The following is a 12,636-nucleotide window of genomic DNA, read 5'->3' on the forward strand; positions in this document are numbered from 1 at the left end:
TGTCACGGAAGTCGGAGGCGTGGCCAAGCGTGCACGCGTCAACGAGCTCATCCTCACCCATTACCTCCCGGCCGAGCCGGGCGCGATCGGCGAGGCGGAATGGGCGGCGCGCGCAGCGACGACCTTCACAGGGAGAACCACGGCGGGACGCGACGGCCTGCGCCGCGCGCTCCCCGGCACCGGCGGCTGACCGCCCCCGGGGCCCCGCTTACGGTTCATGGCGCCAATACGGCGCGAACTGTGAGTGTCGAGGGGTCATCCAGGGTCACGAACGGTCAACCGTGTGACACGCGAAACAACCGCTGACGAGGATTTTCCCAGCGCCCCCGGCAGGATTCGAACCTGCGACCCGCTGCTTAGAAGGCAGCCGCTCTATCCACTGAGCTACAGGGGCTTGACTCGGCGCGGGATGCCGTACAGATGATAACTGCAGCCCGCCGGGAGCTCTGTGTACTGGAAGGTCACGCGCCGCCCGGTCGGCGTCAGATGCCGAAGGCGGCGGCCAGCGCCTCGACCGGTGCCCTCGGTCCGGTGACGTCGAGGACGGTGTGCTCGGGGTGAGCCTGAACGGACCATGTCGCCCATCCGCAGCAGGACCGTTCAGCGGCGGCGAGCTGCTCCACGCGCTCGCGCGCCTGGAGGTCGAACACCACCCTGAAGCCCTCAGCGGTGCGGGCCCGGCTGTGTACCAGCGGTCTCAGGGCCAGCCAGGCTTCGGCGCGCTGGTCACCCTCGGGTTCGGAAAGCGCACACGGGATCGCATTCGAACGCTCAGTCACGGGGTACAGCTTGCGTCTCGCGGCCATCGGCCTGTCAAGCAGTTTCGTCCCCGGCTGGCCGCCCAGCGCCAGCTGCCCGGCCTATCGGCCGACGGCGCGCACCTCGGCGAAGCTCTCGCGCAGGCCTTCCATGAGGTCGTCCGGGTCGGTGATCGCCGCCGGGTCCATGGCCACCCCGATGTTGGCCTGGTCGGCGCAGCTGAACAGGGAGAAGTTGACGGCGGCGCCGGCGTTGGGCCCGAACGGGTACATGCCCTCGATCCGAGAGCCGGCGAAGTAGACCGGAATGGGAACGCCGGGAACATTGCTCGCCACGAAGTCGACGCCGCGCATCATCGACTGGAAGGCGGCGGTCGAGATGCTGGTCCCCAGTCGGTAGAGCACACCGGCGATGGGAGCGGTGAGGCCGAGTGCCGGCTCGGCGCGGACCCGGCCGACCAGCTCGTGGACCACCCGCATGCGCTCGCCGGCGTCGGCGATGTCGAGGGGGACGGCGAAGCGGATCGGCGCGAACTGGTTCCCGCCGGCGACCTCGCTGTCGCCGTGGCGGATGTTCACCGGCATTGACATGCGGAGGGCGCCGACATGCGCACCCTGGCGCTCGTGGTAGCGGGTCATAGAACCGATCGTGGCCGCCACGAAGGCGTCGTTGAGGCGGCCGTTGACCGCCTTTGCGGCGGTCTTGAGATCGTCCATCGCCACGTCGAGGACGTCGAAATGCCGACCCAGCGAGCGGCCCGTCATGACCGGACTCAGGGGCTCGGCCGCCGGCGCCATCGTGCGGGTGATCGATCCGACCGTCGCGCTGACCTGCCGCCACGCCTGCAGAGGATCCCGGCCGGTGGTGGCGAGGGTCGAGAGTGCCGCGCCGGCCACCCGCCGAGCGGTTACCTCGGCCTCACGGATCTCGTGGGTCAGGCCACCCACGAACCGCCGGGGTAGCGACGGGATCGACCCCTGTGGCGCGGTGGGCATCGGCCCCCGCTGCTCCCAGCCGTCCCGCTCGAGATCGAAGAAGGCCATGGCCATGTTGACGAAGCCGACGCCGTCGCTCATCGAGTGGTGCAGCTTGAGCAGCACGGCGCAGCGACCGTCGGCGAGGCCGTCGACGACGACGACCTCCCACAGAGGTCGGGCCCGATCGAAGCTCTGCATGGCGAGGGGCTGGGCGATATCCAGTACGTCGCGCATTGTTCCCGCGCTGGGAGACCGCACGTACCGGACGTGGTAGCTGAGATCGAACCCCGGGTCGGTCTCCCATCGGGGTGGCGCCACGGCGAAGGGATGGCTCACCACCCGCTGCCGCAAGCGCGGCACCAGCCGGCTGGCTCGATCCCACACCTGGGTGACCACGTCACGATCCGGCGGCCGGTCCAGCACGGCGACCCCCGTGATGGTGGAGCGCAGCAGGGGATCCTTCTCGATGACCCACATCAGCGCGTCGGCGTTGCTCATCCGGTCGTCGTACTGCAGCTCAGCCCCCACGCAGATCCCCCCTTTGGCCCGGCGTGTCGTCGCCCGAGCTTACGGCTGATCGCGACTAGCCGCTGGTCCGAACGAAATCGGCTACCACTCGCCCGAGCTCCTCGCCCCGGTCCTCCTGGAGGAAGTGGCCAGCGCCGCCGATCGTCGTGTGTGGCTGGCCTCGGGCGCCCGGAACGGTCCGGCGAAAGATGGCGTCGCCCCCACCGGTGATCGGATCGCCGTCGCTGAAGGCGGTGAGGAAGGGCTTGCTCCACCGGCCGAGGACGTCCCACGCCCGCCGGTTGGCGTCGGCCGCGGGATCGTCCGGTCGGGTCGGCACGAGCACGGGGAACATGCGCGCTCCCTCCTTGTAGGACTCGTCCGGGAACGGCGCGTTGTAGGCCGCGACGACGTCGGGAGGCAGGGTGCTGGTGCAGCCCCCTGAGACGATGGCGCCGACCGGAAGCTCGGGCGTCTCCTGGGAGTACCGCTGCCACGCCATGAAGGCGTCCGACAACCCCTGGTCGCCGGTCGGCAGGCCCGTGTTGGCCGCGACCACTCGTGCGAAGCGATCGGGATGCTCGGCCACCAGGCGGAGGCCGATCAGCCCGCCCCAGTCCTGGCCGAGCATGGTGATGTCAGTGAGGCCGAGGCGGTCGAGCAGTGCGGCGCGCATCCATTCGACGTGGCGCGCGTAGCTGTAGTCGCCTCGCTCCGACGGCTTGTCGGACCTCCCGAAGCCCACCAGATCGGGAGCCACGGCGCGCAACCCCGCGGCCGCCAGGACGGGAATCACCTTGCGGTACAGATAGCTCCAGGACGGCTCCCCGTGCAGCAGAAGCACCACATCGCCCGTGCTCGGCCCCTCGTCGAGATAGTGGATCCGGAGCAGGGCGTCGCTGTCGCGAACCTCGACGTAGTGCGGCTCGAAGTCGAAGCCCGACAGCTGACCGAAACGCTCCTCTGGGGTCCGGAGGACCCTCACTTGTCGAGCAGCCAGGGCCTCACGATGACCCAGGTCTCCTCGGGCCGATCGGGGTCCATGTGGAGCTCCATGGGCTGCGGTGGGCCCGGCGGCTCGCCGGGGACCTCGACGACGATGGCCGGATCGTCCCGAGGCTCCTCGAGCGCCTGGCGCAGGCCGAAGGCGATGCCGGTCAGGATCGCGCCGGTAGCCGAGCGGCGGCGCCACTCCTCCAGTGCTGGTGGCAGAGCCGTCCTGACCTCTGGGTCCTCGGCGCCCCGTCCCCGGTCGTCCACGTCAGCCACGCTCCAAGGTTACTTCGATCACCGACCCACTACGCCGGCTGACCGCTCGCCGTCTCGGCTGCCAGCCGGGCGACGGCCAACGACCGCAGCGCGGTCGTCTTGATCTTGGCGTTGCCCGTCTGGACCAGGTCGGCCTCGGTGAAGAACAGGACCCGCCGGGGGATCTTGTAGGAGGCGATCCGCCCTCGCAGGAACTCCTGCACGTCGGCCTCGCTGACGCTCGCTCCGTCGTGCACCACCGCCGCCAGCACCACCATCTCGCCCAGGGTGGCGTGGGGTACGGCCACGGCCAGCGCCGCCTTGAGTCCGGGGAGCTCGAGGAGCATGGTCTCGATCTCGACCGGCGAGACGTTGGCTCCCGCCGTCTTGATCAGATCGTCGGTCCGGCCGGTCCAGTGGAGCAGGCCCCGCTGGTCGACGAAGCCGGCGTCGCCAGTGTGGAAGAAGCCGTCGGTGTCGAAGGAGTCTTCGGGGGCGACCTTCAGGTAGCCCTTCATGAGACAGGTGCCCTTGACGGCGATCCCGCCCTCTTCGCCGACCGGCTGGGGTCGCCCGGTGGGGGGATCGATGATGCGCACGTGCATGCCGGGGAGCACCGCACCCTGGCTTTCGGCACGGGCCTCGAGCGGAGTATCGGCCGGGAGCGAGCTGAGGATGGTGAAGGTCTCGGTGAGGCCGTAGCCAGCCCGGGGGCTCCACACGTCGCCGAGCTTGACGGTCGGATGGCGACCCCAGGCCGAGAACGACTCGATGTGCCGCAGCGCCGAGAGGTCGCGCCGCCCCCAGTCCGGATGCTCCTCCAGCTCCGCGATCTGATGGGGCCAGGCGAGCGGGGTCGTGATCCGCTCCGCTTCGAGCAGGGCCAGCGACTCACCCGGCTCGAAGCGCTCCTGCAGCACGATGCAGCCGCCCGCGGCCAGGGTGGCGCCCATCACCATGCTGAAACCAGCTGACCAGAAGAACGGGTACGGGCTCCACACCCGGTCGTCGCGGTCCAGCGCCACATGGCGGACGAAGCGCCAGCTCTGGATGCTCGGCGCCCGGTGGGCGTGCAGGACACCCTTCGGATTGGCTGTCGATCCCGAGGTGTAGATGACGATGGCGTCGTCGAAAGGCGAGACGCTCGCCGCGCTGGCGTCCAGCTGTGCCTCGGTTACGGTCTCGGCCCCGGCGATGAAGTCAGTCCATGAGTCGGTCTCCAGGCACGCGACCCGGCGCAGGTGGGGGAGACGGGTGGACGGCTCCCCGCCCCACATCTTGTGCACCACGTCGAGGTAGGCGTGGCGACCGAGTCCCTCCTGGAGCAGCAGCACGGCGGTGTCGGAGTGCGCCAGCACGTGCTCGAGCTCGGGTGGCTCGTAGAAGGTGTTCAGCGGGACGAGGACGCCCCCCGCGATGGCCACGCCGTAGGCGGCGGCGACCCACTCGGGACGGTTGCCCATCAGGAGGCCGACCCGCGTTCCCTTCCCGACCCCTGCGGCCAGGAGGGACCGCCCGATCTGGCGCGCCTCTCGTGCCAGCTGGTCGTAGGTCCACCGCGTCGTCTCTGCCGACCCGCCACGACGGAACGCCAACGCCTCCCGGTCGCCGTGCCGGCTCACCACCTCGGCGAGGAACCCCCCGAGGGTCAGCGCACCTATCCCACCCTCGCTCTCCGGGGGTGGCCCGGAGAAGGTGGTCACGCCGGGATCTCGACCTCGACCGGACCCTTCGCCATGACCGCCCCGTCCTGGGTCGTCATCACGACCTCGATGGTCACCACGCCGGCCCCGAGGGTGGGATCGTGGCGGGTGCCGGTGACCTCTCCGTCGAGGTAGGTCACGTCGCCCTCGAAGGCGGGAAAGCGGTACTGAACTGCGGAGTGACGGGTCCGGGCCCGGTCGCCCGCCCACATGGCCACGTAGTCGAGGACCCACGCACCCATGGACGCCCCGTAGCCGTACGCCCGGGGCATGCCGATCACCCGGGCGTGGTCGACGTCGGTGTGTCCGCGCGAGGGTCCGCTGTACAGACCATCGCCCAGGGCCGGGTCGGCCTTCGCCGCCTCCAGCTGGCGGTCCATCTCGGGGAGCCACCCGGCCTCGGTGAGGTGGTCGGGACCTTCCTGGACGGTGGAGCCCCAGACGGTGAAGATGTACGACCGCCACTCCGTGGCGAAGGTCGACAGGGTGTGGGGACCGATCGGCCGGGTTGGGAGCCGCTGGCCCACCTCGACCTCCTCCAGCACCGGACCGGAGGATCCGGCCCGGCTGGCGACCCACGCCGCCCGCTGCTCGGCCACCGCGACGAGGCGCTCGGCCGTCCACGTGGGCCGGGGCGCGGCCTGCTCGAAGAACCCCCGCCGGCGAGCCTCCTCGGCCAGGTAGCGGACCGCCGTCGACCACTGCCGGGCCACCGCGTCCCCTCGCTGGTTCGTGTAGACCGTCTCGCCCCGGCTGAACATGGTCGGGCCCGCGAACTTGGTGTCGGACACCTTGTAGTCGACGAAGCGCCGCCGCATGCGCAGATGGTCGCCCGGGTAGATGCTGGGCCCGGCGAACCACCACTCGTCGCCACCGAAGATCATGTGGCTGCCCGGGAGGCTGCCCACGATGGCGGGACCGGCCCCGTGGCCGACGTCGCAGCAGATGGTGAACGACTGCGGGGCCGCGATGCGCCCCGATGGGCTCGCCGCCGCCACCTCGTCGTCGTAGTGGACCGGGTTCGGGTACTGCATGCCCTGCACCCAGCGACGGATGTCCGTCACGGTGACGGGCTCCTTGAGCTGGCCCCCGCCGACGGGTCGCCCGACGTGGCGCTCCACGTCGCTGGTGTCGAGCATCACTGCGTCACCGACCTGCGTCATCCCGAACCCCCTGATGCTCGCAGCCAATCCCTGACGGCTATGTCAGCAACGACCCTACACCGGTGGCCCGGCCGGAGCCCGGCGCTCCCGATCAGGGCCCCATCCGCCGATCCGATCGTGCGAGGCTGTAAGGCCATGGACCTTCCCGTCATGCCCCCGGTCGATCCCATGCTGGCCAAGCTGGCCCGCGAGCTGCCGACGGTGGCGGGCACGCTGTACGAGCCCAAATGGGACGGATTTCGCACCATCGTGTTCCGCGACGACGACGAGGTCGAGCTGGGCAGCCGCAACGAACGGCCCATGACCCGCTACTTCCCCGAGGTGCTGGACTCCGTGCGGGCGTCGCTTCCTGTGCGCTGCGTCGTGGACGGGGAGCTCGTGATCGCCGGGGCGGGTGGTCTCGATTTCGACGCCTTGCAGCAGCGCATCCATCCCGCCGAGTCACGGGTCCAACGGCTGGCCGCCGAGACGCCGGCGTCGTTCGTGGCCTTCGACCTGCTCGCCCTGGGCGACGAGGACCTGCGGTCGCTTCCGCTGCGCCGGCGTCGCGAGCTGCTGGTGGGCGCCCTGGCGACAGTCCGACCCCCGATCCACCTCACACCGGCCACGACCGACCGGGAGCTCGCCGAGCAATGGTTCTCACGCTTCGAGGGCGCCGGTCTCGACGGCATCGTGGCCAAGCGGCTCGAGGACACCTATCGAGAAGGCAAGCGGGCGATGGTGAAGGTCAAGCACGAGCGCACCGCGGACTGCGTCGTCGCCGGGTTCCGGTGGCACAAGCACGGGGGGATCATCGGGTCCCTGCTCCTCGGCCTGTACGACGACGAGGGCACCCTCCACAACCTCGGGGTGACCGCGTCCTTCTCCATGGAACGGCGCCGGCAGCTGGTGCTCGAGCTCGAGCCCTATCGCACCGAGGACCTCAGCGGCCACCCCTGGAAGGGATGGGCGGAGGCGGAAGTGGGCGCGAGTGCCGACGAAGGTCGCAAGCCGGGGGCCCGCAGCCGCTGGAACGCCAAGAAGGATCTGAGCTGGGAGCCGCTCCGCCCCGAGCTGGTGTGCGAGGTGGCCTACGACCACCTCCAGGGGAACCGGTTCCGCCACGCCACGACCTTCCGCCGGTGGCGCCCCGACCGTCGCCCCGAGAGCTGCACCTACAGCCAGCTCGACACGGCCGTCCCGGAGGAGCTGGCGACGGTCTTCGGCACCCACGGCGCGTGAAAGCCACCGGCGCGGTGATTCGCCGGGCCAGTCCAGGGCCTGACGGCAGCATGTGGTTCACCGGGCTGGCCGCCGACAAGGTCGGCCGAGTCCCGAGCGACGCCTCCTAGTCGAAGCGACGGGCGTCCTCGGCCGCGTAGGAAGCGACGGCGGCGTCGGCTTGCGCCGTCAGCTTGAGCCGCTCGACCACCTCGGCGAGACGCGACGCCGGGATGGCGCAGGTCACCTCGCTGCTCGACATCCCGGTGCGGGTGCGGCTCAGCATGCAGCCCACGCTGGCGACCACCTCGCCCTCCTCTTTTGCCGCGGCGACGATATGGCACTGGGGCTTGCCCTCGATCCGGAGGCCCGGCAGAGCGTCGGAGAGGACCATCAGGGACTTCGCCGTCAGCCGGACGAGGATCACGTCAGGGTCGACCGGCGTCTCCGCGAGGGGTCCGTAGGTGATGGCACCTGGCCGGTCCCGCACGACCGGGATGCTCGGGATCATGTCCGCCGTGATCCAGCCCGAGTCGAGGAGGGCGGCGATGTCGGCACGGCCGCTCACCTCGGCCATCGTCGCCAGCCCGTGGGTCATGCTGCCGACGCTGCAGTTGCCGTGGTCGGCGGGCGCCGTGCTGAAAGTGCGCTCGACCCCCTTCATCCAGAACACGCAGCCGGCCGGGGCTCGACCCGTGCGCCCGTCTGGCGTCGGTGGGGGCATGGGCGCGTCGTAGGGCTCGACGCCGGCTGGCGGCTCGGTCGAGAAGGTGATGGCGATCGGTGGCGCGCTGGGATGGAGGCTGGACTGCAGTGCATCAGCGAGTGTGGTCCACATAAGAGCTCCGTTCATGGTGTCGGTGTCTCGTCTCCGTGGATGGCTGCGGCCATCGTCCGCAGGCGCCCATAGTCGGCCTTGCCGTTGGCGGCCCGGCCGATCGTCTCCACGATGAGCACGTGGCGAGGTGCCTTGTAGCTCGCCAGGCGATCCTTCACGAGTGCCGCGAGGTCGTCGCGCTCGAGTATCGCGTCGGGGCCCACCTCGACGACGGCGCAGATGGCCTCACCGAAGCGCTCGTCCGGAATACCGACCACGATCGCGTCGCGCACCGCCGGGTGGAGCTTGACGACCTCCTCGACCTCCTCGGGAAAGACCTTCTCGCCCCCAGTGTTGATGCACACCGACCCTCGGCCGAGCACGCGCAGCGTGCCGTCGGCGTCGACGGTGGCATTGTCGCCCGGGATCGAGTAGCGCGCCCCGTCGATGGTGCGAAAGGTCTGGGCCGACTTCTCGGGATCCTTGTAGTAGCCGACGGGGTTGCGCCCGCGCACAGCGAGGAGTCCGACCTCGCCCGAGCCCGGCACGACGTCCCGCCCGTCCTCGGCGATGACGCGGGCGTTCCTGCCGAGCTCGAAGCGCGCCGTCTTTGCTCGTCCCTCGGAGCCGGAGATCGATCGCCCCATGCCGAGCGCCTCGGAAGAGGCGAACGAGTCGACGAGGAGCATGCCGGGGTGATGGCGCAGCAGCCCCTGCTTGGTCGGCTCACTCCACATCACGCCCGAGGAGATCACCACGCGGAGGCTGGAGATGTCCCACCGTCCCGGCGCCTCGTCCAACGCCCGGAGGATCGGCTTGGCAAAAGCGTCGCCCACGATCGACGTGTTGTTGACCCGTTCCACGGCCACGGCGGAGAGGAACTCCTCGGGGTCGAAGGCCCGGCCGGGCAGCAGCACCACCGACCCGCCGACGCTGAGTCCGGTGAACGCCGTGAAAGCGCCTGTGCCGTGCATGAGCGGGCAGGCGGGAAGGAAGACCGGCCCCTGCCCCTGGAGGGTGGCCCGCACCCCGGCGAGGCCGGCGTCCTCGGCATACCTGAGGGGCGAGGCGGAGTTGAGGGCGGCGAACAGGTCGTCCTGGCGCCACATGACACCCTTGGGCATGCCGGTCGTGCCGCCCGTGTAGAGCAGGTACAGATCGTCGCCGTTGCGCCCCCAGGGCGGAGACACCCGCTCGCTCGCCGACTTGGTCGCGTCCCCGTAGTCGACGGCCCAGTCGGGACAGGGGCCCGACCCGTCGTCCACCCACAGCCAACCCCTGATTCGTGGGAGGCGCGGACGAAGGCGCTCGATGCGCTCGCTGAAGGTGCCGTGGAAGACGACGGCCACGGTGTCGGCGTTGTCCCACAGGTAGACGAGCTCGTCGTCGCCGTAGCGGTAGTTGGTGTTGACCGGGACGAGCCCCGCCTTGAAGGTGCCGAACACCGTCTCGAGGTACTCGGGGCAGTTGTAGAGGTACTGGGCCACCTTGTCCTGCGCGTCGACGCCGAGATCGAGCAGGGCGCGGGCCACGCCGTTGGCCCGCTGATCGGTCTCGGCCCACGACTGGCGGCGCTCGCCCTGTACCACCGCGGGCGCGTCAGGAATGGTCTCGGCCACGACCTCCCACACGTCGGCGTAATTCCAACCCGGCATGCTTGCTCCCTGCGCCTTGCACTGTTGTACGGGTGGCTGTCCTCAGGCCGGCCTCCCGGGCCGGCCAACCCGGCATGGCACAGGATCTTATGGGTGTTCTGCCGATACGCTGAACGGTCGTGGATCTCGGCCTGCCAGGGGAGGACCATCCGCACCGGATCGCCGTGCGGTCGTGGCTCGAGGACCACCCGTACGCCGCCGGTCGGCCGCTGGCCGAGGCCGGCTACGTCGCCCCGCACTGGCCGAGGCCCTGGGGGCTCGACGCCGATCCCATCGCCCAGCTGGTGATCGACGACGAGCTGCGCCGCGCCGGCGTGGCCCGGCCGATCAACCCCATTGGCATCGGTTGGGCCGGTCCGACCCTGTTGCACGCCGGGACGCAGGCGCAGCAGGAGCGCTATCTGATGCCGATGCTGGCGGGCGAGGAGCTGTGGTGCCAGCTGTTCAGCGAGCCGGGAGCCGGATCCGATCTGGCCGACCTGTCGACCCGGGCCGTCCGGGACGGGGACACCTACGTGATCTCCGGCCAGAAGGTGTGGACCTCCCTGGCGCATCTGTCGCGCTTCGGGATCCTCCTGGCCCGCACGGATCCCGACGTCGCGAAGCACCAGGGGATCTCCTACTTCGTCTGCCCCATGGACAGCCCCGGCATCACCATCCGTCCCATCGTGGAGATGACCGGAGTCCACCTCTTCAACGAGGTGTTCCTCGACGAGGTCCGCATACCAGTGGAGAACCGCGTGGGCGCCGAGAACCAGGGGTGGGCGCTGGCCAAGGTGACCCTCGGCAACGAGCGGGTGTCGCTGTCGGGGGAGGGCGCCCTGTGGGGCCGCGGTCCGACCACCGAGGACCTGCTGGAGCTGGCCCGGAAGGCCGGCGGTGTGTCCGACCCCCGCCTGCGCCAGCGCCTGGCCGAGCTGTACATCGAGGCCGAGGTGCTCCGGCTCATCAGGCTCCGCGCCGTGACGGCGGCGGTGAAGGGACACCAGCCCGGCCCGGAAGCATCCGTGCGCAAGGCGCTCGCCGACGAGCACGGCCAGCGGATCATGGGGCTGGCCAAGGACCTGACCGGGGCCCACGGCATGCTGTCGGGGTCGGCACCGTTCGGGGTGTCCGACGGCCAGTGGTCCTACGGGTACCTCTTCGCGCCGGCGCTCACGATCGGCGGCGGCACGTCGGAGGTGCAGCGCAACATCATCGCCGAGCGGGCACTGGGGCTACCCCACGATGTCGATGTCGAAGCGGGCAAGACGTGGGTCGAGTCCCGGAGGAGCGCGAGGGTCTGGAGCTAGGCGGAGGCTCTTCTCAGCGGAATGCTCCCGAGCCGCTCAGCAGTCCCCGCTCCCACCTCCACGGGCTGAGCAGCGCCGCCCGCGGATAGTCCTCGAACAGCCAGCGGGCGAAGCTGCGACGAGTCCAGTCCGTGGACCCGACGACCCGCACGGCGCCGCGGGCGCCTTCGCGGTGGCGGAGGACGCGTGACAGGGCGTTGGACAGGTGGTGGTTGAGGGCGAGATTCCTGTTCACGTCCCGGCGGTACCGGCTGGCGACCCGAGCGGGGTTCCCGGCACCGAGGGCGAGGATGGCGTCCGCGGCGAGGGCCGCCGTCTCCAGGGCCTGGGCGATCCCCTCGCCGGTCATCGGATCGGTGGCCCGGGCGGCGTCCCCGGCGAACACGACCCGGCCTCCTGCAGCGGTGAGGGGGCTGGTCGTCACCCGGGCGGGGATGGGCCAGGCCCGGTGGGGCGACTCGGGCTCGGCCGCCGGGCCCAGCACGGCGCGAAGGGCTGGGCGGTCGGCGAGGCCCGCCCAGGTCCTGGCCATGTCGCCCGTGGGCCGCCCGGCCTGTCGGGGCAGGCCGAAGCCGACGTTGGCCCGGCCTTCCGGCAGTGGGAACGACCAGGCGTAGCCGGGCAACAGGTCGGGCTCGAACCACACCCACATGTCGGCCGCACCGGGGCCGACGTTGGCGAAGTACTGCCGGAAGGCGTGCCACTCGCCCAGGTAGCCGGGCTCTTCACCCTGGCCGAGGGACTTGCGGAGCGGGGACCACATGCCGTCGGCGCCGATGGCATAGCGGACCGAGAGCTGGTCGACGCCGTCGGCCGCGAGGATCACCTTGTCCTCGGACACGCTCGCCCCTTTGAGCGCGCACCCTTCGAGGACGGTCGCGCCGGCGTCGCGGGCCAGCTCGACCAGGGCGGCGTCGAGGTCGCGCCGCCGGGCCACGGCCGCGTAGGTGCCCTGGTCGCGGGGAAAGGGCAGCCGGGCCACCCGTCCCGACGGTGACCGGACCACGATGTCGTCCACCGCCTGCCAGGACGCCACCGCCTTGGGGTCGAGCCCGAGGCGGTCGAGCCGACGCAGGGCATCCGTGGTCAGGCCGTCGCCGCAGCACTTGTCCCGCGGGAAGCGGGCCCGGTCCAGCACGACGACGTCCCTGCCGGCCCGGGCCAGTCGGACGGCGGCCGCCGTCCCCGCGGGGCCGGCGCCCACCACGGCGACATCGGCATCGAGCATCAACCGAAGGCTACGTTTCCTGGCGGCTTCGCCGTCCCGGGCGGGGCCCCAGCCCCGCCCTGCTCCGAGCAGCGGGGGCCCGAACCC

The 12,636-nt window shown here is 70.8% G+C and carries 12 protein-coding genes and 1 tRNA gene; 3 read left to right on the plus strand and 10 right to left on the minus strand.

From position 1 onward, the window contains the following. Positions 1–190 (plus strand): hypothetical protein (locus VGF64_11105; protein HEY1635298.1); only part of this gene is annotated, 190 nt, incomplete at its 5' end. Positions 191–321: 131 nt separating this feature from the next. Here the strand turns inward: VGF64_11105 and VGF64_11110 are convergent. From VGF64_11110 to VGF64_11140, 7 genes are all read right to left on the minus strand, one after another. After that, positions 322–394, minus strand: a tRNA-Arg gene (locus VGF64_11110). 88 nt (positions 395–482) lie between these two features. Next, a complete protein-coding gene (locus VGF64_11115) occupies positions 483–779 on the minus strand; it encodes a hypothetical protein (GenBank protein HEY1635299.1) in 297 nt (98 codons plus the stop codon). 81 nt (positions 780–860) lie between these two features. Next, complete coding sequence (locus tag VGF64_11120; GenBank protein ID HEY1635300.1) at positions 861–2,264, minus strand: wax ester/triacylglycerol synthase domain-containing protein; 1,404 nt, start codon at positions 2,262–2,264, stop codon at positions 861–863. Positions 2,265–2,319: 55 nt separating this feature from the next. Then, the gene (locus VGF64_11125; GenBank protein ID HEY1635301.1) at positions 2,320–3,228 is read right to left on the minus strand and encodes a haloalkane dehalogenase; all 909 of its coding nucleotides are present in this window, start codon (positions 3,226–3,228) and stop codon (positions 2,320–2,322) included. Then, on the minus strand, positions 3,225–3,512 hold the full coding sequence (locus tag VGF64_11130; GenBank protein ID HEY1635302.1) for a hypothetical protein: 288 nt from the start codon (positions 3,510–3,512) through the stop codon (positions 3,225–3,227). The genes VGF64_11125 and VGF64_11130 overlap by 4 nt, the downstream gene beginning before the upstream one ends. 29 nt (positions 3,513–3,541) lie before the next feature. After that, positions 3,542–5,194 carry an AMP-binding protein gene (locus tag VGF64_11135; protein ID HEY1635303.1) on the minus strand — a complete coding sequence of 551 codons (1,653 nt, stop codon included), beginning with the start codon at positions 5,192–5,194 and terminating at the stop codon, positions 3,542–3,544. After that, on the minus strand, positions 5,191–6,357 hold the full coding sequence (locus tag VGF64_11140) for a MaoC family dehydratase N-terminal domain-containing protein (GenBank protein ID HEY1635304.1): 1,167 nt from the start codon (positions 6,355–6,357) through the stop codon (positions 5,191–5,193). Before VGF64_11140 ends, VGF64_11135 begins: the two co-directional genes overlap by 4 nt. 135 nt (positions 6,358–6,492) lie before the next feature. Here VGF64_11140 and VGF64_11145 point away from each other — a divergent pair, with 135 nt between their 5' ends. Then, positions 6,493–7,578: an ATP-dependent DNA ligase gene (locus VGF64_11145; GenBank protein ID HEY1635305.1), complete on the plus strand. Its 1,086-nt coding sequence runs from the start codon at positions 6,493–6,495 to the stop codon at positions 7,576–7,578. Positions 7,579–7,684: 106 nt separating this feature from the next. On the opposite strand, the gene VGF64_11150 is transcribed toward VGF64_11145, so the two are convergent. After that, complete coding sequence (locus tag VGF64_11150; protein HEY1635306.1) at positions 7,685–8,410, minus strand: DUF169 domain-containing protein; 726 nt, start codon at positions 8,408–8,410, stop codon at positions 7,685–7,687. Then, positions 8,407–10,029, minus strand: a complete 1,623-nt coding sequence (locus VGF64_11155) for an AMP-binding protein (GenBank protein HEY1635307.1) — start codon at positions 10,027–10,029, stop codon at positions 8,407–8,409. The genes VGF64_11150 and VGF64_11155 overlap by 4 nt, the downstream gene beginning before the upstream one ends. Positions 10,030–10,148: 119 nt before the next feature. Between VGF64_11155 and VGF64_11160 the strand changes: the two genes are divergently transcribed. Continuing rightward, positions 10,149–11,321, plus strand: coding sequence for an acyl-CoA dehydrogenase family protein (locus VGF64_11160; GenBank protein HEY1635308.1), 1,173 nt, complete (start codon positions 10,149–10,151; stop codon positions 11,319–11,321). Between the two features lie 13 nt (positions 11,322–11,334). Here VGF64_11160 and VGF64_11165 read toward each other — a convergent pair whose 3' ends face one another. Next, a complete protein-coding gene (locus tag VGF64_11165) occupies positions 11,335–12,549 on the minus strand; it encodes a geranylgeranyl reductase family protein (GenBank protein ID HEY1635309.1) in 1,215 nt (404 codons plus the stop codon). Positions 12,550–12,636: the final 87 nt, after the last annotated feature.

It is taken from the genome of Acidimicrobiales bacterium (assembly GCA_036491125.1).
Lineage (GTDB): Bacteria > Actinomycetota > Acidimicrobiia > Acidimicrobiales > AC-9 > AC-9.

What these genes read in the sequence shown, in the direction of transcription:
- VGF64_11155 (HEY1635307.1), bottom strand. Translation starts at nt 10,029, where the DNA reads ATGCCGGGTTGGAATTACGCCGACGTGTGGGAGGTCGTGGCCGAGACC.
- VGF64_11140 (HEY1635304.1), bottom strand. Translation starts at nt 6,357, where the DNA reads ATGACGCAGGTCGGTGACGCAGTGATGCTCGACACCAGCGACGTGGAG.
- VGF64_11150 (HEY1635306.1), bottom strand. Translation starts at nt 8,410, where the DNA reads ATGAACGGAGCTCTTATGTGGACCACACTCGCTGATGCACTGCAGTCC.
- VGF64_11165 (HEY1635309.1), bottom strand. Translation starts at nt 12,549, where the DNA reads ATGCTCGATGCCGATGTCGCCGTGGTGGGCGCCGGCCCCGCGGGGACG.
- VGF64_11145 (HEY1635305.1), top strand. Translation starts at nt 6,493, where the DNA reads ATGGACCTTCCCGTCATGCCCCCGGTCGATCCCATGCTGGCCAAGCTG.